Source organism: Pandoraea pneumonica, from assembly GCF_902459645.1.
In the GTDB taxonomy this organism is placed as follows: Bacteria; Pseudomonadota; Gammaproteobacteria; order Burkholderiales; family Burkholderiaceae; genus Pandoraea; species Pandoraea pneumonica.
On record NZ_CABPSK010000002.1, the window covers coordinates 1,010,553 to 1,036,520 of the forward strand.

General features: G+C 63.5%; 26 protein-coding genes. 16 read left to right on the plus strand and 10 right to left on the minus strand.

All coding sequences use genetic code 11. The features are described from left to right. Positions 1 to 153: 153 nt before the first annotated feature. On the minus strand, positions 154 to 1,251 hold the full coding sequence (locus PPN31114_RS13695) for a branched-chain amino acid aminotransferase (protein ID WP_150680015.1): 1,098 nt from the start codon (positions 1,249 to 1,251) through the stop codon (positions 154 to 156). A gap of 344 nt (positions 1,252 to 1,595) precedes the next feature. On the opposite strand from PPN31114_RS13695, the gene PPN31114_RS13700 reads away from it, so the two are divergent. Then, entirely contained in the window at positions 1,596 to 1,949 is a 354-nt protein-coding gene (locus PPN31114_RS13700) for a hypothetical protein (protein WP_150680016.1), read from the plus strand. On the opposite strand, the gene yfcF is transcribed toward PPN31114_RS13700, so the two are convergent. After that, complete coding sequence (yfcF, locus tag PPN31114_RS13705) at positions 1,946 to 2,617, minus strand: glutathione transferase (protein WP_150680017.1); 672 nt, start codon at positions 2,615 to 2,617, stop codon at positions 1,946 to 1,948. The two genes, PPN31114_RS13700 and yfcF, sit on opposite strands and share 4 nt — an antisense overlap. Before the next feature lie 179 nt (positions 2,618 to 2,796). Between yfcF and PPN31114_RS13710 the strand changes: the two genes are divergently transcribed. From PPN31114_RS13710 to PPN31114_RS13735, 6 genes are all read left to right on the plus strand, one after another. Next, positions 2,797 to 3,693 carry a LysR substrate-binding domain-containing protein gene (locus PPN31114_RS13710; RefSeq protein ID WP_150680018.1) on the plus strand — a complete coding sequence of 299 codons (897 nt, stop codon included), beginning with the start codon at positions 2,797 to 2,799 and terminating at the stop codon, positions 3,691 to 3,693. A 161-nt stretch (positions 3,694 to 3,854) separates the two neighbouring features. Then, positions 3,855 to 4,775: a LysR family transcriptional regulator gene (locus PPN31114_RS13715; protein WP_150680418.1), complete on the plus strand. Its 921-nt coding sequence runs from the start codon at positions 3,855 to 3,857 to the stop codon at positions 4,773 to 4,775. Between the two features lie 222 nt (positions 4,776 to 4,997). Then, the gene (locus PPN31114_RS13720) at positions 4,998 to 5,861 is read left to right on the plus strand and encodes a VOC family protein (protein WP_150680419.1); all 864 of its coding nucleotides are present in this window, start codon (positions 4,998 to 5,000) and stop codon (positions 5,859 to 5,861) included. Positions 5,862 to 5,936: 75 nt separating this feature from the next. Further along, positions 5,937 to 6,683 carry a class II aldolase/adducin family protein gene (locus PPN31114_RS13725; protein WP_306439721.1) on the plus strand — a complete coding sequence of 249 codons (747 nt, stop codon included), beginning with the start codon at positions 5,937 to 5,939 and terminating at the stop codon, positions 6,681 to 6,683. A gap of 97 nt (positions 6,684 to 6,780) precedes the next feature. Next, entirely contained in the window at positions 6,781 to 8,121 is a 1,341-nt protein-coding gene (locus PPN31114_RS13730) for an MFS transporter (protein ID WP_150680019.1), read from the plus strand. A gap of 122 nt (positions 8,122 to 8,243) precedes the next feature. After that, complete coding sequence (locus tag PPN31114_RS13735; RefSeq protein WP_370865872.1) at positions 8,244 to 9,386, plus strand: porin; 1,143 nt, start codon at positions 8,244 to 8,246, stop codon at positions 9,384 to 9,386. 30 nt (positions 9,387 to 9,416) lie between these two features. On the opposite strand, the gene PPN31114_RS13740 is transcribed toward PPN31114_RS13735, so the two are convergent. Next, positions 9,417 to 10,466 carry an aldo/keto reductase gene (locus tag PPN31114_RS13740; RefSeq protein ID WP_150680020.1) on the minus strand — a complete coding sequence of 350 codons (1,050 nt, stop codon included), beginning with the start codon at positions 10,464 to 10,466 and terminating at the stop codon, positions 9,417 to 9,419. A gap of 356 nt (positions 10,467 to 10,822) precedes the next feature. Here PPN31114_RS13740 and PPN31114_RS13745 point away from each other — a divergent pair, with 356 nt between their 5' ends. The 3 genes from PPN31114_RS13745 to PPN31114_RS13755 all read left to right on the plus strand — a co-directional run bounded on the left by PPN31114_RS13745 (position 10,823) and on the right by PPN31114_RS13755 (position 12,903). Next, a complete protein-coding gene (locus PPN31114_RS13745; protein ID WP_150680021.1) occupies positions 10,823 to 11,794 on the plus strand; it encodes an AraC family transcriptional regulator in 972 nt (323 codons plus the stop codon). 157 nt (positions 11,795 to 11,951) lie between these two features. After that, on the plus strand, positions 11,952 to 12,605 hold the full coding sequence (locus tag PPN31114_RS13750) for a hypothetical protein (RefSeq protein ID WP_246182538.1): 654 nt from the start codon (positions 11,952 to 11,954) through the stop codon (positions 12,603 to 12,605). A 46-nt stretch (positions 12,606 to 12,651) separates the two neighbouring features. Next, positions 12,652 to 12,903: a zinc ribbon domain-containing protein gene (locus tag PPN31114_RS13755; RefSeq protein WP_150680022.1), complete on the plus strand. Its 252-nt coding sequence runs from the start codon at positions 12,652 to 12,654 to the stop codon at positions 12,901 to 12,903. Between the two features lie 17 nt (positions 12,904 to 12,920). On the opposite strand, the gene PPN31114_RS13760 is transcribed toward PPN31114_RS13755, so the two are convergent. The 6 genes from PPN31114_RS13760 to gtdA form a co-directional block, all read right to left on the minus strand. Continuing rightward, positions 12,921 to 13,829, minus strand: coding sequence for a 2-hydroxyacid dehydrogenase (locus PPN31114_RS13760; RefSeq protein ID WP_174988116.1), 909 nt, complete (start codon positions 13,827 to 13,829; stop codon positions 12,921 to 12,923). A gap of 189 nt (positions 13,830 to 14,018) precedes the next feature. Then, positions 14,019 to 15,362, minus strand: coding sequence for an MFS transporter (locus tag PPN31114_RS13765; RefSeq protein ID WP_150680024.1), 1,344 nt, complete (start codon positions 15,360 to 15,362; stop codon positions 14,019 to 14,021). A gap of 175 nt (positions 15,363 to 15,537) precedes the next feature. Beyond that, positions 15,538 to 16,755 carry a 3-hydroxybenzoate 6-monooxygenase gene (locus PPN31114_RS13770; RefSeq protein ID WP_150680025.1) on the minus strand — a complete coding sequence of 406 codons (1,218 nt, stop codon included), beginning with the start codon at positions 16,753 to 16,755 and terminating at the stop codon, positions 15,538 to 15,540. A gap of 46 nt (positions 16,756 to 16,801) precedes the next feature. Next, positions 16,802 to 17,443 carry a maleylacetoacetate isomerase gene (maiA, locus tag PPN31114_RS13775; RefSeq protein ID WP_150680026.1) on the minus strand — a complete coding sequence of 214 codons (642 nt, stop codon included), beginning with the start codon at positions 17,441 to 17,443 and terminating at the stop codon, positions 16,802 to 16,804. Positions 17,444 to 17,456: 13 nt separating this feature from the next. Beyond that, the gene (locus PPN31114_RS13780; RefSeq protein WP_150680027.1) at positions 17,457 to 18,155 is read right to left on the minus strand and encodes a fumarylacetoacetate hydrolase family protein; all 699 of its coding nucleotides are present in this window, start codon (positions 18,153 to 18,155) and stop codon (positions 17,457 to 17,459) included. 62 nt (positions 18,156 to 18,217) lie between these two features. Beyond that, the gene (gtdA, locus tag PPN31114_RS13785; protein WP_150680028.1) at positions 18,218 to 19,255 is read right to left on the minus strand and encodes a gentisate 1,2-dioxygenase; all 1,038 of its coding nucleotides are present in this window, start codon (positions 19,253 to 19,255) and stop codon (positions 18,218 to 18,220) included. Between the two features lie 191 nt (positions 19,256 to 19,446). Between gtdA and PPN31114_RS13790 the strand changes: the two genes are divergently transcribed. After that, a complete protein-coding gene (locus tag PPN31114_RS13790; RefSeq protein ID WP_150680029.1) occupies positions 19,447 to 20,397 on the plus strand; it encodes a LysR family transcriptional regulator in 951 nt (316 codons plus the stop codon). Between the two features lie 12 nt (positions 20,398 to 20,409). On the opposite strand, the gene PPN31114_RS13795 is transcribed toward PPN31114_RS13790, so the two are convergent. Further along, a complete protein-coding gene (locus tag PPN31114_RS13795) occupies positions 20,410 to 21,156 on the minus strand; it encodes a GntR family transcriptional regulator (RefSeq protein ID WP_174988014.1) in 747 nt (248 codons plus the stop codon). 608 nt (positions 21,157 to 21,764) lie between these two features. Here PPN31114_RS13795 and PPN31114_RS13800 point away from each other — a divergent pair. The 5 genes from PPN31114_RS13800 (at position 21,765) to PPN31114_RS13820 (ending at position 25,957) form a co-directional block, all read left to right on the plus strand. Next, complete coding sequence (locus PPN31114_RS13800) at positions 21,765 to 22,796, plus strand: ABC transporter substrate-binding protein (protein ID WP_150680031.1); 1,032 nt, start codon at positions 21,765 to 21,767, stop codon at positions 22,794 to 22,796. Beyond that, positions 22,793 to 23,629 (plus strand): ABC transporter ATP-binding protein, encoded by an 837-nt coding sequence (locus PPN31114_RS13805; RefSeq protein ID WP_150680032.1) that lies wholly within the window; start codon positions 22,793 to 22,795, stop codon positions 23,627 to 23,629. The genes PPN31114_RS13800 and PPN31114_RS13805 overlap by 4 nt, the downstream gene beginning before the upstream one ends. Continuing rightward, a complete protein-coding gene (locus tag PPN31114_RS13810; protein WP_150680033.1) occupies positions 23,617 to 24,387 on the plus strand; it encodes an ABC transporter permease in 771 nt (256 codons plus the stop codon). Before PPN31114_RS13805 ends, PPN31114_RS13810 begins: the two co-directional genes overlap by 13 nt. A gap of 84 nt (positions 24,388 to 24,471) precedes the next feature. Further along, the gene (locus PPN31114_RS13815) at positions 24,472 to 24,894 is read left to right on the plus strand and encodes a cupin domain-containing protein (protein WP_217426947.1); all 423 of its coding nucleotides are present in this window, start codon (positions 24,472 to 24,474) and stop codon (positions 24,892 to 24,894) included. Then, the gene (locus tag PPN31114_RS13820; RefSeq protein ID WP_150680034.1) at positions 24,884 to 25,957 is read left to right on the plus strand and encodes an Ldh family oxidoreductase; all 1,074 of its coding nucleotides are present in this window, start codon (positions 24,884 to 24,886) and stop codon (positions 25,955 to 25,957) included. Before PPN31114_RS13815 ends, PPN31114_RS13820 begins: the two co-directional genes overlap by 11 nt. The last annotated feature ends 11 nt before the right edge of the window (positions 25,958 to 25,968 follow it).

Sequence of the window (25,968 nt, forward strand, 5' to 3'; positions counted from 1 at the left end):
AACAAGACGGCGCGTGCGACTCTCCTTGTGTCGTCACGCGCCGCCGATAATTTCCCGCGTCGCTGTCTCGGGCGACGCGCAGCTTCACTGCCTGTTATGTTCAAGCGCCCATTCAGGCGCTTGTTTAAGACCTAATTAAGACTTAACGCGCCATCAGGCAACGTGGTGGACCCAGCCCAGCGGATCGGCCACTTTGCCGCGCTGGATACCCGTGAGTTCGTCACGAATGCGCTTGGTCACGGCACCTTCGCCACCGTCGCCGATGGTGAATTCGCCCTTGGCATGCTTGACCTGACCAATGGCCGTCACCACGGCTGCCGTGCCGCACGCGAAGGTTTCCTTCACGCGGCCGCTGGCAGCATCCGCTTGCCATTGTGCAAATTCGTACGGGGTTTCGTTCACGGTCAGGCCGTTGCGGCGGGCCAGTTCGATGATCGACGCGCGGGTGATGCCCGGCAAAATCGTGCCCGAGAGCGGCGGCGTTTGCAGCGAGCCGTCGTCCATCACGAAGAACACGTTCATGCCGCCCAATTCTTCGATCCAGCGATGCTGTGCAGCGTCGAGGAACACGACCTGGTCACAGCCCTTGCCGCTGGCTTCGGTCTGCGCGATCAGGCTGGCGGCATAGTTGCCGCCGCACTTGGCTGCGCCGGTACCGCCGGGCGCTGCACGCGTGTACTGGTCGGACACCCAAACGGTCACAGCCGACTTGCCCGGCTTGAAGTACGGACCCACCGGGCAGGCGATCACGCAGAAGATGTACTCATGCGACGCGCGCACGCCAAGGAAGCTTTCCGAGGCAAACATGAACGGGCGGATGTACAGGCTGCTGCCTTCGGTGCCCGGAATCCACGCGCGGTCGATATCGACAAGCTTTTCCACGGCTTCGAGGAACAGGGCTTCCGGCAGCTCGGCCATCGACATACGCTGGGCCGACTCGCGGAAACGCTTGGCGTTCGCCTGCGGGCGGAACAGCGAAATCTTGCCGTCTTCGCCACGGTAGGCCTTCATGCCTTCGAAGATTTCCTGTGCGTAGTGCAGCACGGCGCAGGCCGGATCGATCTCGAACGGACGGCGTGCTTCGACCTTGGCGTCATGCCAGCCCGTGCCTTCGGTCCAGCGGATCGTGACCATGTGATCGGTAAATACACGGCCGAACACCGGGTTGGCCAGCTTGGCGGCGATCTGGTCGGCGGGGGTGGGGTTGGCGTGCGGCTCCACGACAAAACGCAGTTGGTTGTCAGCGCTCATGTTTCTTCAGTGTCTCGGCAGAGTTGGCTTGGTCGTCTATGCCGTTAACGTAAACGGCAAGGTGGCGATATTTTCCTCCTTTCGGGGCCTGCCTGTCGACTGAATTCACCGCACGAAGCGTCTCGGCGGGCTTCTCGCGTGCCTGACGCTGGAAATTCTCGCAATTTGGTGGATTTTTGCTATAAAAATGCGAAATTTAGCGGATCGCCGCCAAGCCGGTGACTAACATGGGGCGGTAGCCACGTACGGTAACAGTGTGTAAAAAATGGTTTCGGTCACTCGCCAAGAGACGCTCGACATTTAACATCGTCGGCGGATGATGTGAGCAATGGGAGGGAGGACACATGCAATCGACAACGATTCGAATGTTGCGCGCCTATCTGCTCGTGGCGTCGCTCGGAGCCACTTGCATCGACGCCTGCGTGGTCATTGCCATGCTGGTGTTCGACGTGCCGCAAACCATTTTCGCGACCACCGACTTTCGCCTGGCCATGGCGGCGTCGCTTGCGCTGCTGATTTTCGCCACGCGCACCCTCGCTGGCGTGGCGTTTCAAGCCGCGCTCAATAGCCGTCACGCCTTGCAAGAAGGCGAGCAAGACGGCGCCAGAGTCGCATTGCGCGACGACTGTCCGCACCGCCTGCTCGTTCTCTTTCACATCAACATCCATCGTCAGCGTTTGACGATGCTGGCGGCTTAGGCGGCCTTGTCTTCCACGGGATCGCCCGGGCGCGCCGGGCGCTTGATGGCGATCCACTCCTGCACTGCGGGACGCGCAAACTGCCGGCGGGCGAACTCGGCCAACGCGGGCGGCACGACGTCGTCGTTATAGACCAGACGATTGAGCATCAGCGCCAGATCCACATCCGCAATACACCACTTATCGAACAGCGACATCCGGCCGTCGGGCAGCAGACTTTGCGCGATGGCGATGAGCTTGCTCGCCGCCGCGTAACCGGCGTCCGAGAGCGGATCGCGCGTCGGCCCATAGAAGATGACCTCGGTTGAACGCTCCGCACGCAACACCCCCAGATCGCTGCGCAACCACGCTTGCACCTGCCGAGCGCGAGCCAGCTCGCGCACGTCGGTCGGGTACACGGGGTTCGCAGGGGCGATCGCTTCCAAGTATTCGGTAATCGCCGACGACTCCGATAACGTGAAGTCGCCATGCACCAGCGTGGGCACGCGGCGCGTGAGCGACAGGTCGGCATAGCTGGTTTCGTGATGCGCCCCGAGCGCGAGATCGACGGTGCGCAGATCGAACGGCAACCCCTTTTCGCGCAGCGTGACGAAGACGGACAAAGCGTACGGGCTCGTGAACTGAGCGTCCGCGTAGAGGGTGAAGTTGGCGGGGGCAGCGGCTGACACGATGGACTCCTGACGGAAAAGGGATCCGCCGCACGACCACGCGCGACGGCAGAAAACTGCGAGGCAAACATCGCCTGCAAGCCCTCATGTTGCCGCACCTACGGGGTGATAAGCTACTGCACTATTCGATAGCAAGGTGTGAATCAAACTCACACCTTCACGCTCCCAGCGCAACCCCTATGAACGCACCGCTACGCGCCCGTCCGCCACTGGCCAACCTCGAAACTGTGTGTCTCGTCGCGCGGCATGGCTCGTTCAGTGCCGCCGCCGAGGCCAGCGGTCTGACGCACGGTGCTATCAGCCGCCGGGTTGGCGCGGTCGAGAACTGGCTCGGTTGCGCGCTTTTCGAGCGCCATGCGCGCGGGGTGAGCCTGACGTGCGACGGCCAGCGTTTTCTCGGGCGCGTCGAGCATGCCTTCGACGTGATCGACGCCGCCGCCGACCAGTGGCATCAATCGCGCAAAACCCCGGCCGTGCGTATCAGCGTCGTGCCGTCGTTCGCCAAGCTCTGGCTGCTCGAACGCTTGCCCTCGCTCGAAGCGGGCGACCCGTTCATTGATATTCAGGTGACCACCGAGCATCGCAATGCCGACGTTGGCGCGGGGGAAGTGGACATTGCCATTCGCTACGGGCGGGGTGCCTGGGCCAATGTCGACTGGGAGCCGCTGCTGCCTGAGACGCTCTACCCACTGGCATCGCCCGAAGTCGCCGCACGTCTCAAAGGGGCCAGCGTGTCCGACATGCTGGCGCTCCCCTTGCTGCACGATTCCGATCTCACGGGATGGCGCGCGTGGTGCGGCGCGCAGGGGGTATCGCTGCGCCCGCGAGCGCGCGACCGGCGCTTCGAGGACTACACCGTTGTGCTTGCCGCTGCCGAAGCCGGGCTAGGCCTCGCGTTGGCACGCACACCGCTGGCCGATGCGTGGCTCAAACGAAGCCAGCTCGTGCGAGTGTCCGACGTGGAAGTGGAGTGCCCGCTGCGCTACAACATCGTGACGGCCAAGCGCGAGAAGCGCCCCGAAGTGCTGGACGTGATCGCGCGGTTGCAGGCTGCCGTCGCCGCGAGCGGGTACTGAGGCCGAGCGCTGAGAACACTGTTACGCGTCGCGCTAGTCAATCAACGCGCACGCAAATACCACGAACCCACCGCGCCGTTGGCGGGGGTTTCCCGCAATGCGCACGACGGCGCAGGTTGCCTAAAATGCGTCACCGTTTTGGCATGGATGCACGGCAGGGGATGAACTTACGCTCGCTCGATCTGAATTTGTTGCTCGTCTTCGAGTCGCTGTTGCGTACGCGCAGCACGACCGTGGCGGCCGAGGAGCTTAACCTCACGCAGTCCGCCGTGAGCAACGCGCTCAAGCGCTTGCGTCTGGCTTTCGGCGATCCGCTGTTCGTGAAAACGCCGCAAGGCATGCTGCCAACCGACCTCGCGCTGCAACTCGCGCAACCGGTCACCGATGGCCTGAGTCTGATTCGCGGCGCGGTCGAAGCGCCGCAAGACTTCGTCCCCGCAAACGCGCAACGCACCTTCCGCCTCTACCTGAGCGATATCGGCCAACTGATCTTCATCCCGAAGCTGATGGCCACGCTGGCGAAAGAAGCGCCGGGTGTGCGTATCGTCACCGTCGACACGACGCCGCGCGAAGCGCAGACCGCCATGGCGATGGGCGATATCGATCTCGCGCTTGGCCTGTTCACGCGTTTCTCGTCGGGCTTTCATCAGCAACGCCTCTTTCGCGAACACTACGTCGCCCTGGTGCGCGACGGGCATCCTGCCGTGCAGGAAAGTCTGAGCGCCGAGGCGTTTTTCAGTGCGGCGCATGCGGTGTATCGCCCCACGGCGGGCAATCACGACGTCTTCGAGACGGCGGTCGAGCAGTGGTTTGCCCACGCCGGTCGACAGCGCCACGTCGCGCTGCGCATGGCGCACTCCATGGGGCTCTCGGCGCTGATCGCGGCGAGCGACCTCGTGGTGTGTGTGCCGACCCGGCTCGGCCGCGCGCTCCAAGCCGCAGCAGAACTGCGCACCTTCGCATTGCCGTTCGAGAGCCCAGTGTTCGATATCTCGCAACTCTGGCATGAGCGCTTTCATGCCGACGCGGGCCATCGGTGGCTGCGCAGCACGATGTTCCGTCTCTTCCACGGCGAAGACTAAACCCTAAGCCCGAAGCCGCACCTGCGCCTCATCCAGCGCACGACCCCGCTCACACACGTCCACGCCGCACGCGCTCTGCCGCGAATGCTGCACGCCTGATTCACGGCGTAAATACCCCGCATTTACGCAATTCGTTGGCGTCATGCGGCGGCGCTCCTTATCGTGTTCATCACAAACCGGGCACTGGCCCGCGACACGAACAACATCCGCAGGAGACAGGCGGTGATCAATCTGCACGACATTCGTTACGTGCGGCTGGGCACACGCGACCTCGAAGGGGCTACGCGCTATGCGCGCACCATTCTCGGGTTGCAAGAAGTGCGCCGTGAAGCCGGCTACGTATACCTCCGCAGCGACAGCCGCGACCATTCCGTGTGCTATTTCGAAGGCGATCCGGCCGATCACACCGTAGCGTTCGACATCGCGAGCGATGCGCATTTCGACGCCGCCGCTGCGCAGCTTGAAGCGATGCACATCGACTTCCGCCGCGGCACGCGGGACGAATCCGACATGCGCCGCGTGGCCGATTTCCTCACGTTTCGCGATCCCACGGGCAACCAGATCGAGCTCGTGCTGCGCGCCGCACAGACCGGGCGCGGCTATCACGGCGAGCGCGATGCGGGTATCGATTCGTTCAGCCACGTAGGGCTGTGCACGACCGACGCGCGCCGTGACGAAGCGTTCTGGACGAGCGTGTGCAATGCCCGTGTGTCCGATCGCATCGGCGACGCCCCATTACTGCGCATCGACGACGTGCATCACAAAATCGCGCTCTTCCCGGCCAAACGCGCGGGTATCCAGCACGTGAACTTTCAGGTCAACGGCATCGACGATCTGATGCGCTCGTGGTATTTCCTGCGCGAGCAAGGGGTGCCGATTCGATTCGGCCCGGGGCGTCACCCGACATCGCACGCGATGTTCCTGTACTTCGCGGGGCCGGACGGCATGGTCTACGAGTACTCCACCGGCGTGCGCAAGATCGCCCCGGAAGACGAAGCGACCTACGTGCCGCGTCAGTTCCCGTTCGATCCGACCGGGTTCTGCATGTGGGGCGCGAAGCCCGAGATTCCCGAGTTTTCGGCCTGATAGCCGCATAAGGCGCGCGCCGGGGGCTCCCCGGCTGCCGCTGACTTAAGCGAGGCGGCGACGCCCGGTTTCCCCATGACACAGAACTTCCAAGCTGCGCCTGCACAGGCGCGCGCCGCCATGCGCACCGATATTGCAGATGCCGACCGCGCCGTTCGTGTGGCCGCCCGCACGTTGGCGCGCGCGGGTCTGGCTCACGCCTACGGGCATTGCAGTGTGCGGCTCGACGATGCGCGATTTCTCGTGTGCGCTGCGCGTCCGATGGGCCTGATCGGCGTGGGCGAAGCGGGCACGGTGGTGCCTATCGACGGTCCGTTGCCCGATGGCGTGCTCGGCGAAGTGCGTTTGCACCAGCAGATATATCGCCGCCGCCCCGACATCGGCGCGGTGGCGCGCACCATGCCGCCGAAGACGATGTCGCTCTCTACGCTGCGCCGTACGCCGCGCGCATTGCACGGCCCGGGCACCTATTTCGCGCCGGGTGTGCCGCTTTGGGACGACCCGCAACTGATTCGTTCCGATGCGCAAGCGCAGGCGGTAATCGACGCCCTGGGTGAGAACGCCGCGGTAGTGATGCGCGGCAATGGCGCGGTGGTTGCGGCCGACACGCTCGAAGCGATGGTGGCCCTCACTTGGTATCTGGAGGATGCCGCCCGCGTCGATCTCGATGTACTTGCGCTCGAAGTTGCGATGCCCGCCGCCGTGCTCGACGCCGCCGAGTGCGCCGCCCGCGCGACGCGTTCGGGCCGAATCATCGAGCGCATGTGGGAATACCTCTCAGCAGGCGACCCGGAGCTTCACATGGCAACTACCGCAACCTGAATCGCCCCCCCCCCGGCATTGGCCAACCAAGAGCGTCGTCCACAGACGCCATAGCCGATGACGTTAGCCCACGGCGTTCGCCGTATAGGAGACAGACATGGAAATCACCGCTTTGATGAATCGACGGGGCATCACGCCATTTCAATGGCGTGTCATTGCCCTGTGCTTTTTAATCGTGACGCTCGACGGCTTCGACACAGCCGCCATCGGCTATCTGGCCCCGGCCATTCGCAGCGAATGGGCGATGGCGACAACCAGCCTCGGCACGGTCTTCGGCGCCGGACTCGGCGGCCTGATGCTCGGCTGCTTCATCTTCGGACCGCTGGCCGACCGCATCGGCCGCAAGCGTGTGTTGATCGTCTCGGTGGTGATGTTCTCGCTGGGCAGCATTGCGTCGGCGTACGTCAACAGCCCGACCGAACTCGCGATCATGCGCTTCATTACCGGCATCGGACTCGGCGGTGCCATGCCCAACGCGATCACGCTTAGCTCGGAATACTGCGCCGAGCGCATTCGATCGCTGCTGGTGACGGCCACGTTCTGCGGCTTCACACTGGGCTTTGCGATCGGCGGTGAGATCGTCGCGCAGACGCTGCCGCACATCGGCTGGCGCGGGGTGTTGATCGCGGGTGGCGTGGTGCCGTTGGCGATTGTCCCGGTGCTCATGCGCTGGCTGCCAGAGTCGATGCGTTACCTTGCGGCACGCGGCGATCGCGGTGATCAGTTGCTGGCCATCGCGAAGCAGATCGATCCGTCGGTCACGCGTATCGATCCCGAAGCGGCACCGGCGGGGGCATCCAATTCGGCCGTTGGCGGGCTCTTCACGCGTCAGTATGTGATCGGCACATTGCTGCTGTGGGCCACGTATTTCTGCACGCTGTGTGCGTTCTACCTGCTCACGAGCTGGCTGCCGCTGGTGGTCAAAGATTCGGGCTACACGCTGGCAGAAGCCGCGCGTATCGGCGCGATGCTGCCGCTGGGCGGCACCGTCGGCGCGGTGATGATCGGCTTTGCGATGGACCGCACCAGCCCGTATCGCGTATTGGCTGCGTCATACGTGATGGCAGGCATTGCGTTGTGCATTCTTGGCGCTGTGACGCATCAGTCCGGCTGGCTGATGGTGGTGGTTTTCCTCGCGGGCTTCGGCATTGCCGGGTCGCAGACGGGTGCGAACGCGCTCACGGCGGCCTACTACCCGACGGCCTCGCGCGCGACCGGCGTGGCATGGGCGCTCGGCGTCGGACGGCTGGGTTCGATTCTCGGTTCGAGCTTGGGCGGTGTGTTGATCGCCACGGCATCGAGCACGGCGCAGGCGTTCCAGATCGTCGCCATTCCCGCCTTTCTCGCGGCGGGGCTCATGCTCGTGATGCGTCGTCGCGTGGGCCGCGACGGCGTCGCAACCCCCGGCACGGCGAAGCCCGCAGCGCGCGCGGTCTGATCGGCACCCTTTCCCTTATTGCAGCACCCGCCAAGCGTGCGTCCCCCGACGCTCGCGTGGTGTTTCACATCTCACTGGCCGACACAGGCCGGACCACCACAACGCTTCACAGGAGACACACCGTGACCCACAAGGTACTGCCCGCGCTCGCGCTGGCCGCCGGCTTCGCGTTGGCGCAAACCCCGGCCATGGCGCAAAGCGTCACGCTCTACGGCATTCTCGACACCGGCGTCGAATATATCTCTCACGCGGGCACCAACAACAGTTCACTCGTGCGCATGCCTGCCAATACCGGCTCGTTGCCGTCGCGCTGGGGCTTGCGTGGCGATGAAGATCTGGGGGGCGGTTTGCATGCGCTGTTCATGCTGGAGAACGGCTTCAACGTGCGCGCAGGCGACCTGAATCAAGGCGGGCGCCTGTTCGGCCGTCAGGCGTGGGTCGGCTTGTCGAATCAGTACGGCACGCTGTCGTTCGGCCGTCAGTATTCGATGACGTTCTGGGTGATGAGCGATGCCGACATTCTCGGCCCGGACCTCTACGGCAGCGGCTCGCTCGATAGCTACATTCCGAACGCACGCAGCGACAACACGGTGGCGTACAAAGGCGTGTTCAGTGGCCTGACCGTGGGCGCGACCTACTCGTTCGGACGCGACAGCGGTGGCACGGGCAATTCGCCGGGGCAGGGCACGTGCGCGGGGCAGGTGCCGGGGCAGATGACAAGCTGCCGCCAAGTCTCCGCGATGCTCAAGTACGACACGCCGTGGTTCGGTGTGGCGGGCGCGTGGGACGAGCAGCGCGGCGGTGCGGGCGCTGCCGCGAGTTTCTTCAACGGCGCGGCGGCGTTGCCGCTCACGAGTTCTGCCGACAAAGACACACGCTGGCAGTTGAACGGCTATGTGAAGGGCGGTAGCTGGAAGGTGGGCGGGGGCTGGCTGGGGCGGCGTGTGCAGACGGCGTCGGCAGCGGTGGCCGACGTCAATTCCGACATGTTCTACGTGGGGGCGTTGTATCAGTTCACGCCGTCATTCGCGGTCGATGGCGAAGTGTTCCGCATGCTCAATGCACGCCAGAACACGCGCGCCACGATGGCGACGGTGCGTGGCACGTACTTCCTGTCGAAGCGCACGGCGCTCTACACGCAGGTGGGTTATCTCGCCAACAGCGAGCACGCGGCGTATTCCGTGAGCTCGGGCGGTGCAGGCGGGTCGCCCACGCCGGGCACGAATCAGCTCGGCGTGAACGTGGGCATGCGGCACACGTTCTGATGACGTGCGCCGCATGCCCTGCGGCGCGCTTTACAGCAAACCGGCTTCGGCCAGTTGGGCACGGCGCGGGTCGCCCTGACGCGAGAGCATCCAGCCCGGATACTCGGCGGGCAGGGCGCTCGCGGCGTCGATGGCGGCCAACTCACGCGTATCGAGCGTGACGCGGGTGGCGGCGATGTTGTCGTCGAGTTGATCGGTGCGCTTGGCGCCGATGATGACCGTCGAGACCGCCGGTTGATGCAGCAGCCACGCGAGGGCGATCTGCGCGACCGATACCCCCTTCTCCGTGGCGATGCCGCGCATCACGTCGATGACGTCGTAAGCGCGCTCCACTTCCACTGGCGGGAAGTCGAAGGCTTGGCGGCGGCTGCCCGCTTCTGCTTGCCCGTCGCGGGTGTACTTGCCCGAAAGCAGGCCGCCCGCGAGCGGGCTCCACACCATGAGGCCCACGTTTTCGCTGCGCAGCATCGGCACGATTTCACGTTCCAGATCACGTCCGGCGACCGTGTAGTAGGCCTGAAGCGAAGCGAAGCTTGCGAGATTCAACCGAGCGGAGATGCCGAGCGCCTTAGTGATTTGCCAGGAGGCCCAGTTCGACACGCCGATGTAGCGCACGTCGCCATGACGCACGAGCGTATCGAGTGCCGAGAGCGTTTCTTCGATGGGCGTGGCCGGGTCGAAACCGTGCACCTGATACAGATCGATGTGCTCGAGGCCGGTGCGTTTCAGGCTGGCCTTGATGCCGTCCATGATGTGATAGCGCGACAGGCCGCGCGAGTTCGTGCCTTGCGCGCCGGTCGCACCGAACACTTTGGTCGCGACCACGACGCTGTCGCGCGGCACCTTGAGGTTGCGCAGGGCTTGGCCGGTCAGAATTTCCGACTGACCTTCCGAATAGACGTCGGCCGTGTCGATGAAGTTGATACCGGCGTCGAGTGCGCGCCCCACGAGGGTGTCGACGTCGTTCTGCTGCAAATGTCCGATCTTGCTCCACAGCTCGCCCTGACCGCCGAAGGTCATCGTGCCGAGGCACAGTTCCGAGACGAAAAGGCCGGTGTTGCCGAGTTTTCTTTGTCGCATTGCATTGCTCCGTTGAAGTCGCCACCCGTTGCGCCCAATCATCGGGGGAGACGACTGGCACGGGATGGGATGCATTATGCGTCGCGGGGCATCAGGCAAGCAGTACCTGTTCCTGCACATTTCCTGCCTGATTCTGCAATGGGCATCCGTATGCCCCGAAATGGAGAGAAATGCGGCGCGAAATATGGCGAGGAGATGACGGTCGGGGTGACGTGTGCGCGCGGAAATTGTCAGATTCTCCGGATTTCATGCCCGATCGTGCCGATCCGGCGATGGAGGATCAGGCAAATTCGTCTGGCGGGCGTATGCTGTGCGTCATTGCTGTCTTGCACGGCTTTGCCTGTGGAGCTTCTCGAATGCATCTGGTCAAAACACAACCACCGGCGGTCCCTGCGAGCGAGTTTGCCGACGATCCGTCGCGCGCGGCGCGAGATGAGTTGGTGCGATTGCTGGAGCGGGCGACGCACGGGTTAGAGGGCACGACGCCCACGGCGGTCGATGGTCTCTTTGTCCACCGGATTCTGCATCCGGGTGGGCCGAAGCCAGCGCTGCAATTACCGGCGTTTGCCGTGATTGCGCAGGGTGCCAAACGGGTGCAGATCGGCGACGAGAGTTATGCGTACGATCCGATGCACTACATGGTGTCGTCGGTGCACTTGCCGGTGGTCGCGCAAGTGAGCGGCGCGAGCGAGCATGCGCCGTATCTTGGGCTGCGGCTCGACCTGGCGGTCGACGACGTGACGGCGCTGATTGGCGACGAGCATTTGCCGCCGCCTGCGCCTGCGCAGAGTGGCCGAGGGATGTACGTCAATCGGCTAGATGCGTTGCTGCTTGATGCGGTGTTGCGGTTGCTGCGTCTGCTCGAGACTCCGCGCGACATTCCGATTCTGGCGCCGATGATTCGGCGGGAGATCATTTACCGTTTGCTGATGAACGGGCAGGGTGTGTTGCTGCGGCAAATGGCGTTGCAGGATAGCCAGATGAATCGCGTGGCCCATGCGGTGCGGTGGTTACGTGAGCATTACACGCAGCCGTTGCGGGTGGAGGCGCTGGCGCAGGAAGTGCACATGAGCGTGTCGTCACTGCATCACCACTTCAAGCTGGTGACGGCGATGAGTCCGTTGCAGTATCAGAAGCAACTACGGTTGCAGGAAGCCCGCCGCCTGATCTTCGCAGCGGATATCGCGGTCGCCGCGGCGGCGCAGGCGGTTGGCTACGAGAGCGCATCGCAATTCAGCCGCGAATATGCGCGTGTTTTCGGCGACGCACCGCTGCGCGATAAACGGAAATGGTTGCAGGACGGGGATGCGGGGGCGGGGGGGCGCTAGAGCGGCCGGGCGGATCATCCCCAAGCCCCCTGATATTAGTTTTCTCAATGCCTGCGCAAAGTGCGCAAGGATTCCTCAATGAAACAAAGCGTGAAACCTTCCATCCCACAGGAATAGGTGTCGTAGGTCAGCACCAGAAACTAACGGGAGGTTTTCGATGGCGATGATCGTGGCAGGCCGTTTCACGACGTTCGATCAGGCGAATCTTGTAGCGCGGCGGTTGTACGACCGGGCGTTCCGGCCGACGGATGTTTCGGTTTTCTTTCTCAATCCAACCGGGCAGCACGCCACCTTCCCGACCGGTGGTGATGTCGACGCCGATGCAGCGGCGCGTCCCGCCGAGAAGGGCGCCGCACAGGGCGTCATTGCTGGCGGTGCGTTCGGGCTGGCCGTCGGTGCGTTGCTATTCGTGATTGTGTGGCGATTCTGGCTCGTGCCAGTCGTCGGCATGATGGCTGGCGCGTACCTGGGCGCGTTTCTCGGGGCATTGCGCCGTTTGCGTGGACGACAGCGCGTTTCGGCCGCACAGGCTGGCATGCGCGATGCGGGGGTGATGCTAGCCACGCACGTGAGCGAATCCACCGCAGACACGGCAATCTCGGTATTGCGCGATGCAGGCGCAGCGGCTATCGAGCAGGCGAATGGTGTTTGGGAGGACGGCGAGTGGCGCGACTTCGATCCGCGTCAGCGCGGGCGTAATGCCGCGGCGACCGATGGCCCGGGCGAGCCGACTGTCGGCGTGGCAGCCAACGATCGCTCGGCTACATCGACGCCCCCGCGCGGTCGACCGCGTCGCACCGATTGGCTATAAGCGAATCCGTGTATGCTTTATCGACCTACCTCGCAGGAGGCTCGCCATGTTGTCGATTCACACCGGTTTCGTCGTATGTCCGACCTGCAAAGCCCGCTTTTCCGTCGCTGCTAGCGAGCCTACCGTGCAAGCCTTGCACGACTATCTCCATTCCGATGCGCAGGTGAAATGCCCCACCTGCGACACCGTATTCACGACGGGAAGTGCGAAAAGCAGCATTGAATTCGAACCCGTCAACGACGGCGTCACGCTCTCGCCGTCTCCCGAGCGGAGCATCGACGGGCTCGATAATCACTGACGCTGATTAGCCTGCAATTACAGCGGCGTCATCACCGCTTCCCCCGCCTGATAACGACGCGTGTTCTCGATGAACATGGCGATCGTCGCGGCTTCCGCTTCCGGCGACCGGCCCGCCACGTGCGGGCTTAGCACGATGTTCTGCAAGTCGATGAGTGCCTTAGGCGGAGACGGCTCGCCCTCGTACACATCGAGCCCAGCACCGGCGATGGTGCCGTTGCGCAGCGCCTCGGCAAGGGCTGCGGTATCTACCGCGCTGCCGCGTCCGAGATTCACGAGAAACCCGTGCTTCCCCAGCGCGCGCAACACTTCGGCATTCACCATGTGATGCGTTTCTGCGCCGCCCGGCGCGGTCACCACAAGGTAGTCGGCCCATTCCGCCAGTGCGACGACGCTTTCGAAATATTCGTAATGCGCAGGCACGTCATCGCGGCGCTTACGGTTGCGATAGCCAATCTGCATATCGAAGCCTTCGCCGCGCTTGGCGAACTGCTTGCCGACCGCACCCAGCCCCACAATGCCCAGTTTTTTGCCCGACACGCCCGGTTGCATCGGCAGCGCATCGCGCCACACGCCTTTGCGGCAGGCCGCATCGTATTCAGGGATACGGCGCACGGCGGCCAGCAACAACGCAAAACCTTGATCGGCCACCGTCGGCGCATTGGCACCGGCACCGTTCACGGCAACGATCTTGCGCGCACGCAATGCATCGAGGTCGAGGTTTTCATAACCCGCACCCAGCGCACTCACGAGTTCCGCGTTCGGCAGATGCACCAATTCGGCAGCACTCATCCCGCGCGAACCATTGGTGAGAACGAAGCGAGCCCGGGCACCTTCGTCACCCCAGCCCTCGGGCGTGGCGTGATGGCTCGGACGGTAAATCACATCGAAATGGGTTTGCAGTTCGGACAACTGCTCAGGATGCATCGGGATAATGACCAGCAGTGGGGGCAGCGACACCTTCAATCTCCGGCGGTAGGGTGAAATAGCGCAACGACAGCCGCTACTTTATTCCTATCTGCGACGCTTTGCGCAACGCAGCATCGCCAGCAGGCCTCTCGTTTCGTTGCGTGCAACGTGACGAGAGGCGGTGCCCACTCAACGCTTGCTCACCCCTCAGGCGGGGGCTCGCATCGCCAGCGCAGCTTCGCGATGACGCAGGCGGCCCAACGTCAGCATGGTCACGCCAGCCAACACGGCGGGCACGCCGATAGTGGCGAAGAGCGCTGGCATCGACCACCCCATTGCCAGCATCGACGCGCCGCCGACCGAACCGACCACCGAGCCCAAACGCCCGACACCGTTCGCCCAGCTCACACCAGTCGCGCGGCAATCCGTCGGATAGAACTCCGCCGACAACGCGTTCGCGCCCACTTGTCCGCCCGATACGCAGAACCCCGCCCAGAACACCGCGACCGACGCGAGCACCGGCGAACTTGCGAGTGGCCCAACCGCAGCAATACACACACCGGCGAGCGCATAGGCACCTGCCAACACGTAGTGCGGATTGAAGCGGTCCATCAGCCAGCCGAGCACAATCGCGCCGAGCGTCCCACCCACCTGGAACATTGCGGTGACGATCGCCGCATTGCGCAGCGTCAAACCGTTCGTCCGCAACAGCGTCGGCAACCAACTGGAGAGCAGATAGATCACCAGCAGGCTCATGAAGAACGTGAGCCAGAAGAGCAGCGTGCCACGCAGCAACGCGGGCTTGAACAAGTGGCCCACCGGCGAAGTCGTCGACGGCTTCGTCGCCACATTGAACGTCGCACCGCGCAGGTCTTCATTCGGGGCGATACGCTGCAACGACGCCGCAATACGCTCCGCGGACTTGCCTGCCATCACGAGATAGCGCACCGACTCCGGCAACGCACGCACCAGCACCGCGCCGAGCACGAGCGGCATCACGCCGCCCACGATCAACACCGAACGCCAGCCGAACGCTTCGATCAGCCCAGCCGAGGCCAGCCCGCCAAACGCGGAACCCAGCGTGAAACCGCAAAACATCGTCGTCACGAGAAACGACCGGCGCGACTCGGGGCAGTACTCCGACGTCAACGTAATGGCGTTCGGCATGGCGCCGCCCAGACCCAACCCCGTCAGAAACCGCAGGGCGATCAGTTGCCACAGTTCCATCGACCAAGCCGACGCGAGACTGGCTAGACCAAAGAACAAGACCGAGAAGATCAGAATCGTCTTGCGTCCGAACTTGTCGGCGAGCGGCCCGAACAAGAACGCCCCCGCCATCAGTCCGGCGAGACCTGCGCCAAACAGCGGTGCGAGATGCGCTGGCGTGAGCGACCACTCAGCGCGAATCGCCGGGGCGATGAAGCCGATCGCTGCCGTGTCGAAGCCGTCGATGGCCACGATCAGGAAGCACAAGACGACGATCATCACTTGAAACGGCGAGATGCGATGCCGATCGATGAACGCAGTAACGTTGATGGGACTAGCTGGCATGGGGTGTCTCCTCGAAGGTGCCAGAAGCGTCGGGGCAAGCCTGCCGCCGACGCGAATACATCGCGCGCTTATTCGTGCGCTTATTTGTGTGCTTATTTGTGCGTTTAGTCGCGCAATTTTTTGTTATGTGAACGGTGCTGCGGTTCGGCTTGCGGGGGCGTCGCCGATAGGTCGATCAGGCGTCGCGCAGCCAAGGCGTTTGCGACAGGCAGTTCTCTGCGCGCCAGCCATGCAGCCATTGCAGGGCGTCATAAAACTGCGTTTGCGTGCGGCCTTTCCAGAGCGAATTACGCACCCAGCGATCCACGCCCTTGGCGTGATAAACGCGGCCCATATCGCGCGCGCCGTACAGCACGCGTGCCGTGCGCGGAATGCGCGCGTGTTCGTAGCGGCGGAACGCGTCAACGAAGTCGCCCTTGGCGGCTTCATACGCGGCGCCGAGCGTGACGGCATCTTCGAGCGCCTGACATGCGCCCTGTGCGATGTACTGCGTCATTGGGTGCGCGGCGTCGCCGAGGATGGTGGCGCGCCCGAAGCTCCATTGTTCGACCGGGTCACGATCCGCCGTGGCCCAACGGCGCCACGAGGTCGGACGGTCGAGCATCTGATGCGGCAGCGCGTCGATTCCCTCGAAATACGACAGCACTTCTTCCTTGCTGCCGTCGCGCACGCCCCAGACTTCCTGCTCGCGGCTGTGGAACGTCACCACGAGGTTGTATTGCTTACCGCCGCGCAACGGGTAGTGCACCAGATGGCAATGCGGCCCGGCCCACACCACGGGGGCGTTGACCTGCAAATCCTTCGGCATGTTCTCGACATCGACCACCGCGCGATACACGACATGGCCGGTTACGCGTGGCTCGTCACCGATGAGCGCGTCGCGTACCGCGGACTTCACGCCGTCGCAGCCGATCACGGCATCGGCCGTATGGCGTTCGCCATGCTGGTCGATCACGGTGACGCCGTTATCGTCCTGCTCCAGCGAGACGACGCGCGTTGCGGTCTTGAACTGGATCAGCGCATTGCGTTGCACGGCTTCCAGAATCGAGAGGTGAATGTCGGCGCGGTGAATCACAGCGTACGGGTTGCCGAAGCGCTCGCGATACGGTGCGCCGACGTCGACTTCTGCGATCACGCTACGGTCGATCGCGTCGCGCAAGGTGATGTGATCGGTGAACACCGAGCGTGCGCGCGCGGCGTCGCCGACACCCAAGGCGTCGAGGGCGGCAAACGCGTTGGCGGCAAGCTGGATGCCTGCGCCAATCTCGCCGATGGTTTCGGCTTGTTCGAGCAGCTCGATGCGCACGCCTTGATTCGCGAGGGCGAGCGCGGCGGCCAAACCGCCGATGCCGCCGCCGACGACGAGCGCTTTGGGTTGATGGGGTTGTGTCATGGTTGTCTCCTACGGCCTCTTCTGCTGTCTTACTTAGCCGCCGATCTCACGCTGAAAAATCAGGCTGCTTATCAGGCGCTGCTGCTGCAAACGCTGGGTGCGCGCTCGCATGCTCGAATACGGCCACCGCACGCGGATACGGCGACAAGTCGCAACCCATGCGCCGGGCATTCGCGATTTGCGGCACGAGACACACGTCGGCAAGCGTCGGCGCGTCGCCGAAGCACCACGCACCGTGGCCATGCTTTTCCAGCAGACGCTCCACGCCCGCCATGCCCTCGGCGATCCAGTGCTGATACCACGCGTCTTTCTGTTCCGGCGACAACCCGAGCGTGCCTTGCAGATATTTCAGAATCCGCAGGTTGTTGACCGGATGAATATCGCAACTGATGAGCGCGGACAATTCCAGCACGCGTGCGCGCGCTTCGACGTCTTGCGGCACCAGACGCGGCGTGGGGTACTTCGCGTCGAGGTAGTCGAGAATCGCCAGCGACTGCCCGAGCGAGAAGTCGCCATCGACGATGGCAGGCACCACCGCCGACGGATTGACCTCGTCGACATACGTTTCAGCGCGATGTTCGCCGACGCGAATGTTCACCGGGATGGTGTCGAACGCCACGCCCTTGAGCGCCAGCGCAATGCGCACGCGGTACGACGTCGAGCTGTTGAAGAAGCTATAGAGCTGCATGACCGTACTTGCCTCAGACCACGGCGACGGTGATCTCGCCCAGACCTTCGACGGCCGTAACCATCGTCTCGCCTGCCTTGACCGGACCCACACCTTCCGGCGTGCCCGTGTAAATCAGATCGCCCGGTTCGAGACGGAAGAATTGCGAGAGATAAGACACCGTTTCCGCCACCGACCAGATCAGATGCGTGATGTCGCTCTTCTGCTTTTGTACGCCGTCGACGGTCAGCGAAATGGCTGCCTTTGCGATATGGCCGACGCTCGAGACCGGATGGATCGGGCCGATCGGCGCCGAGGCATCGAACGCCTTGCCGATTTCCCACGGACGGCCCATTTCGCGCATCTTCATTTGCAGATCGCGGCGCGTCATGTCCAGACCGACGGCGTAGCCCCACACGTGTTCCAGTGCCTGCTCGAGCGGAATGTCGGAACCGGCCTTGCCGATGACGGCGACGAGTTCTGCTTCGTAGTGATAGTTGCTGGTTTGTGCCGGGTACTTCAATTCCAGCGTTTCACCGTAAGCGACCGGCAGCACGGCGTCGGCCGGCTTGCAGAAGAAGAACGGCGGTTCGCGGTCCGGATCGAAGCCCATTTCGCGGGCATGGGCGGCATAGTTGCGGCCCACGCAGTACACACGGCGCACGGCAAATTGATCGGTGCTGCCGACAACGGGAACGGCGACGGTGGCGGGCGGAGCGAAGACGAAAGACATAGTGTTTGACTCGACGAAGAAATGGAAAAAGTGTCGTATGCGATGCGCAATCAGGGGCGTAATCAGGTGCGGGATTCGCGCAGCAGATTCAGTGCGGTGAGCACCGGGCGGTCCGAGTAGCTGAACAGCACGGCGTCTTCCAGTGCGGCGAGTTGCACCGGTGCCCACGACGGCACGACGAAGTGATCGCGCGGCTCGAACTGGAATTGCTCGTCGCCGATGCGCACGGTGCCGCGCCCTTCGACCACCGAGAACACGGTGGCGTCGGTGCTGCGATAGGTCTTGCCTTGGAAACCGGCGGGCAGGTACTGCATGAACGTCGCCATCGTCGGCATCGGCCAGCCGCCGGTGGCCGGGTTGACGTAGCGCAGCTTGATGCCGTCCCACGGGTCGAGTTCGCCATTGCGATACAGCGTGTCGAGGGCTTCGCGCGAGCGGGCATACGGGTAGCTGAAGATCGGCGACGTCGGATCGCTCACCTTATGACGCACCGGCAGCATGTTGAAACCGTAGCGCGCAAAGCTGTCGCCCTCGGGGCGCTGCACCGGTTGCTGCGACTCGGGGTAGTTCTCGGCAAAACCGGCATCGAAGTACTGCACCAGCGGAATATCGAGACCGTCGAGCCAGACTACCGGCTCGCCGTCCATCGGGTTGCCGTGGTCATGCCACGTCCACGACGGCGTGATGATGAAGTCGCCCGGATGCATGGTGGTGCGCTCGCCATTCACGGCGGTCCACGCGCCGCTGCCTTCCACGATGAAGCGCAGCGCCGATTGGGTGTGACGATGGCTCGGCGCAATTTCGCCCGGCAAAATCAACTGCAAACCGGCGTAGAGCGAGCCCGTGATGCTAGACGAGCCCGGCGTGCCCGGGTTTTGCAGAATCAGCACACGACGCACCGCTTCTTCAGCGCTGATGACGCGGCCGGCTTCCATCACCAGCGGGCGCACTTCGTTGTATTTCCAGATGGCGGGCACCACACGCGGGCGCGGCTGGGGCGGCACGAGGCTGTGCAGCGATTCCCACAGCGGGGCCATGTGGTTGCGGCCGATGTGTTCGTAATAAGCAGCGCGCTCGGCGCTGGGGGCGCGATCGTTCATGCGTGTCTCCATATGGATGTTCTTGGCTCGGTGGCCCGCTGGACGGGGCCCCGGTTGGTCTATGGATAGCGTTATACTCGGCGAGACATAACTTATGAAATGAAAAAATCATCGGATCCATACGAAAAAACGTATGGCTCGGTGACTTGAATTTCGATTGAAAGGCACCCGCCGGTGCCCGGAGACTGCGCATGGATTGGACCCATCGCCTGCGGCTGCGCAACCTGCAAATGCTGCTGACCCTTGCTGAGACGGGCAACATGAGCCAATCGGCGGCGCTGCTCAACACGACGCAGCCCGGCTTGTCGAAGTGGCTCAAGGATCTGGAAGACGATATCGGCCTGCCGCTGTTCGAGCGTCAGGCGCGCGGTTTGCGTCCGACGGCCTACGGGGAAGCCCTGATCGAACACGCCCGCCGAATCGAGGCGCAACTCGATACGGCACGCGACGATCTCGATGCCATGCGCGAAGGCGGCAGTGGATTGGTCGCTATCGGAACGTCGGGGGCCTCGTCGGCAGATACGGTGCCGCTGGCCGTGTTGCTGCTGTTACAGCGCATGCCGCGGGTACAGGCGCGTGTGATCGAAAACACGATGGACCGGCTGATGAATCAGTTGGCGCACAGCGAAATCGACATCGTGGTGGGGCGCTCAGCACCGGAATTGCAGGATCGCACCGTGCGCGCCGAAGCGCTTTATCTCGAACCGCTGCACTTCGTGGCGCGCGCGCGTCACCCGGTGTTCTCGCTCGATCAGGTGGATTGGCCGGACATGCAGCGCTATCGCTGGGTAGTGTGGCCGCGAGGCACGCCGATTCGCAATGCGTTGGAGGCAGCGCTTGCCGAGGCTGGTTACCCGTTGCCGAGCGATACGGTCGAATCGAATTCCACGATTCTCAACCTCACGCTGCTCAACAACAGCGACATGATCGGCTTGGCATCGCATCGCACGGCAAGCCGATTGCAAGCGCTTGGCGCGTTGCGCATCGTGCCGCTGCGCTTAGCGGGGTTCGGGGCGATTTCGATGTATTGGCGTGACGACGGCGCGAACCGCGCGGCAGTGGTTGCTGCGCTCGATTGTCTGCGCAGTGCCGCGAATCGTTCGCTAGGCGACGCCGTCGCTGGGATAGAGAGCGACGGCTGATCTCAACTTGCCTCAACCTGCCGGGGCGACGCGCCTGCGGCGCAAAGAGGCGAGGTGCGCGGCCATCGCGTTCGATGCCGCGACGCTGTCTTTCGCTTCGATAGCTTCGAGCACCGCCTGATGCTCGTCTTGCGTGTGGGGCAGATCGCCGGGCGCGAGCACGCGCAACTTCCACAGCCGCGCCGAGCGTTCGTGCAACGACCGCATGATGTCGGTCAGTGCGCTATTGCCTGCCGCTTCGGCAATGACCGCGTGAAAATCGTGATCGATCTGCATGAACCGGTCGCGGTCATCGTCGCGATTCAGTTCACTGGAGGCATCGAGCAGTGCTCGCATGCGCGCGAGTTGTTCGTCGGTGCGACGCTGCGCCGCGAGGGCCGCGACATTCGCCTCGACGGCCCAACGCGCTTCGAGCAGATCGAGAATCTCGTCCATCGATTCGCGACGAATCTGCAAGCCCTTGCGCGGAATGATGTCGATCAGTCCTTCGAGCTTCAGGCGTTGAATCGCATGGTGAACCGGCGAGCGGCTAAAGCCAATGAGCTCGCAAATCATCAACTCGTTGAAGAACTGGCCGGGGCCGAATTCGAGCGACAGAATGCGGCGTTTGATTTCGTCGTAAGCCTGTTCGGCGAGCGACGGCCCCTTGCGAATGCGCGTCGAGGCATTGCCGTTCACATCGCGTGACGGCGCGGCGCGCGAAGCCCGGACCGGTTGCGAAGCGCTTGCCGTTGCTGGCATCTCTTTAAAGCTTTTCATCGACTCTTTCCAACGGAATGACGCCTGCGGGGCACGGCAGCGGCGTGTGGCTTCGAACGCTTTGGCGTGAGGCAGATCGCAAACCGAGCCAACGCGATCGAGCGGCGTACGTCGTGCCAGATAACGATGGCTTCGGCAAAGCGCATACGCACGCTTCGCATCGCTGTTAGGGCGTCGGCCACGACAGGCTGCGCGCATTCTATCGCAGCGTCGTCCGCCCGCTGCCGAGGCCCGCGTGTATTGGGTGATGTCGCGACCGGCACGGCGGCGCAAGCTCGCAGCGAGGCTGCGCAAACTCCCGCTGCCCGCAACCGCCGCGTGAGCAGACCAACCGCCGCGCGACGACACCAACGCGTAGTGCAACGGACTGCGCTGCGAACGTACAGAAACCTCATCGACGCTTCCCTATGACCGGCGACTTCGCCATCAATAATTTTTCGGTTGCAATTCTGTAACATATCACACAACATTTCACCAACTATATTACGACCCGCAAGCGCACACAACTGCTTTTCTGGGGAGTGTGAAGGGTGAAGGTCAACCCGCGGCTGGGGCGTGAGCATTGGCGTGCAAGTGTCATCGGCTGGTATCTCCTTGGGAGTCGGGTAATGGCAACGAACAGCAAGCGTCGGCAGGTCGTACAGGCGATCGGAGCAGCAACTGTCGGGTGGATGGCGGGGCAGTGGGGCAGCGCGCAGGCGCAGAACAAGCCCCCCGGCGAACTCACGCTGTCGCTCGATTTCACCGCGCTCGGGCGTCACGCGCCGTGGTACGTCGCGTTAGGCAAGGGGTACTTCAAGCAAGCGGGTCTGAACGTCAAGATCGTGCCGGGGCAGGGAACGGCACAAGCCATTCAGGCGCTCGAATCGGGCATCGCACAGTTTGCGTTTTCCGACGTGGTATCGCTGGCCCTGGCACGGGCACGCGGCGCTAGCAGCGCACGCTTCGTCGCGATGAACTACCAGAGCGCCCCCTACGCCGTCTTCTCGCTGGCATCTGGCGCCAACGCGGGCACCCCCGACAAGCTCACGGGCCTCGAAGTCGCGAGCGGCGCAGGCAGCTTCTCGCCGAAAGTGATTCAGGGCTTCATGAAGCAGCACAAGCTCGACCCGGGGTCGATCAAGTTCGTCAACGTCGACGGCTCGGCGCGCGTGAGCATGCTGCTCAGCAAGAAAGTCCCGGCCATCGAGAACTTCATCTTCAGTCAGGTCGGTATCGAGAAAGTGCTGCCGCCGGGACAACTCACCACACTGCTGCTCGCGGCCAACGGGCTCGAGTTGTATGCCAACGGTCTGCTGGTGAAAGACGAAATGATCAAAGCACAGCCCGATACCGTGCGTGCCTTCGTCAAAGCGGCCATGCAGGGCTGGCGCGACACGCTGGCCGACCCGGAAGGCGCGGCCAACGTCATGGCCAATTACGTGCCGGGGCTCAATCACGACGTCGCCGTCGGCGAAATCAAGTTGCTGGGCACGTTGGCGCAGAGCCCGGCCACGCAGCAAAACGGGCTTGGCTGGATCGACGCCGATCGCATGACGCGCAGCCTCGACTTCATCGCGCAGAACATCGGCATTACCGGCAAAGCGCCCAGCGCGGCCGAGCTTTACACGACCGAGTTTCTGCCGAAGGTGGGCGCATGAACGCACCTCGCGACGCCGCGCATGCCATTGCGTCTCAAGCTGGCGCGGCTCCCGCTGCTCAACCGTTTGCCGAAATCGAAGGCGTCAGCAAGGTCTATCCACCGCGCGGCAAGAATGCGCAGACTGTCGCGCTGGAAAGTGTGAGCTGTAGTTTCGAAGCCGGACAACTCGTCGCACTGCTCGGCCCCAGCGGCTGCGGCAAGACCACACTGCTGCGCATCGTTGCCGGGCTCACACGCCCGACGACGGGCGTGGTGCGCATCGACGGGCAGCCCATCACGGGTGCGCAGCGCGACTTCGGCATCGTGTTCCAGAGCGCGAATTTGATGCCGTGGCGCAACGTGCTGACCAACGTGTTGTTTCCGATGGAAATCCTCGGACGCGCCGACGCTGCCGCGAAAGCACGAGCGCGCGAATTGCTTGAGCTGGTTGGGCTGGCGGCATTCGCCGATGCCCGGCCGCATGAGCTCTCCGGCGGGATGCAGCAGCGTGTGGCGCTGTGCCGTGCGCTGATTCACGCGCCGCGACTGCTGCTGATGGATGAGCCCTTCGGCGCGCTCGACGACTTCACGCGCATGGAGATGCACGACTTACTGCTGAACGTGCGCGAGCACACCCGCGCAGCAGTGATGTTCGTCACGCACAGCATTTCCGAGGCGATCTATCTCTCCGATCAGGTGCTGGTGTTCAGCCGCCGCCCCGCCAAGATTGCCGAGCGCATCGACATCGATCTGCCGTATCCGCGCACGCAGGAAATGCGTTTCACATCGCAATTCACCGCATACGAACGTCATGCGAGCGCGTCGCTGGGAGTCGTGAAATGTCAAAAATGAATTTGCGCGCGGTGGCCTATCCAGCATTGGGCATCGCAGTCGTCATCGTGCTCTGGCAAGCCTACGTCACGATGTTTCACGTACCGATCGCGGTACTGCCCACACCGGCCCAGATTGCGCAGTCGTTCATCGAAGATCGCGCGGCACTCGTCTCGCAGGGATGGGTGACGTTGCAGGAATGCGTCTACGGCTTCGGGCTCGCGTTCATCGTGGGCGTGCCCATCGCTTTCATCATCGCGAACTCGCCCGTCCTCAACCGTATGTTCTACCCGCTGCTGATCGCGATGCAGTCGGTGCCTAAGGTGGCGCTCGCGCCGATCATTCTCGTGTGGCTCGGGACGGGCATCGAATCGAAGCTGGCGCTCGTATGGCTGGTGGCGTTTTTCCCCATCGTGGTCGATACCGCAGCCGGGCTGCGCACCACACCCGTGAGCCTGCTTGAACTCGCGACATCGCTGCGCGCGACCCGTATGCAAATCTTCACCAAGATTCAGATGCCTGCGGCGCTGCCGCACATCGTCTCGGGCGCGAAGATCGCGGTGACGCTCGCTGTCATCGGTGCCGTGATCGGTGAATTCGTGGGAAGCAACGAGGGACTTGGCAATTTGCTGCTCGTGGCGAATTCGCAGATCAACACGCCGCTCGCGTTTGCCGCGCTGATCTCGCTCGCCATTCTCGGCCTCGGGCTGTACGGCGCAGTGGCGCTCATCGAAGTGGCGCTGCGCCCGTGGCTGCCGCATACCGCAGAGGCTGCATAACCGGAAAACCCCGCGACACCCCGCGAAAGATTACGCATCAACACAAGCGCCGGCGCGCCGACGCGTCATACAGGGAGAGGTTCTATGAGCAGTGAAGATCGCCAGTCCGCACCCGCCGGTGCCCCGATGCCCTCGCTTGCCGAGATCCTGCTGCACAGTGAAGCGATGCCGTGGCGCGACAAGTCGCTCGCGGGCATTGCCGAAAAGATGTTCTGGCGCGACGAGGAGACGGGCGCGTCCATCGCGCTCATCAAGTTCGCGAAAGGCGCGGGCATTCCCGCACCGCATTCGCACGCCTCGAACCAGTTCATGTACTGCCTGAGCGGCAAGTACGAGTACACCTCGACGGGCGTGACGCTGCTGCCGGGCAGCTTCTACTGCAACCCGAAGGGCAACGTGCACGGCCCGACGCTCGCGCACGAGGAAACCATCGTTGTCGAGATCTACGACGGGCCGCATTACCCGCAAAAGCCCGATTGGTACACGGACGAGCGCGATGCCCATTGAATCGATTCCCGGCAGTCTGCCGCCCGCGCAACTCCACACGCTGATCGCCGCGCTGTTTGCGGCCGAAGGCGTGTCGTTGCGCAGCGCAGAGATCGTGGCGCATGCGTTGGTCGCGGCCGACATCAGCGGCAAGGCATCGCATGGCGTGATGCTCGTGCCGATGTATCTCGCGCGAATGAAGGCTGGCTCGGTGACGTGTGCCGACGAGGCGGAGGTCGTGCACGACGGCAAGACCACGCTGGTGCTAGATGCTGCCAACGCGCTTGGCCAACTGAGTGCGCATCAGGCGTGTCATCTCGCGACGGCACGCGCGCGCGAATACGGCCTTGCCATGGTGACCGTGCGCAACGCGTTTCACTTCGGTGAAGCGGGCTACTGGGCCCGCCGCATGGCCGACGCCGGTTGTGTCGGCATCGCCATGGCCAACACGCGGCCATTGATGCCCGCGCCTGGCGGCGCACAACGGCGCGTGGGCAACAACCCGCTCGCCATCGCCATGCCGCACACCGACGACATTCCGGTCGTGCTCGACATGGCGATGAGTGCGAGCGCGATGGGCAAGATTCGCCTCGCTGAGCGCGCAGGCAAGACGTTACCCAATGGCTGGGCCACCGACGCGCAAGGCGTGCCGACGCAAGACCCGGCTACCGCCATCGCAGGCATGTTGCTGCCCGCTGCCGGGCCGAAAGGTTTCGGACTGGCGTTCATGGTCGATTTGTTGTGCGGCGGGCTGTCGGATGGCGCGGTCGGCGGGGAAGTTCAACCGCTTTACGGCGACAACGCCATTCCCTACGGCAGCGCGCAGGCGTTTCTCGCCATCGACGCATCGCACTTCGGCTTGCAGCGACCGCTTGCACAACGCGCGAGCGACTTTGCGCGCACGGTGCGCGAGTCGACACCCGCCCCCGGCATCGAGCGTGTCTTCAGCCCCGGCGAACAGAGTTGGCAGTTTGCACAAGACCATTGCGAGCGGTGTCCGGTGTCGTTGGACACCGCCAAACAGTTGACGGCGCTCGCGCGTGAAGCGGGCATCGACGTGCCTGCCGAATGGCAATCCCTTTGACGCTTTCTCGT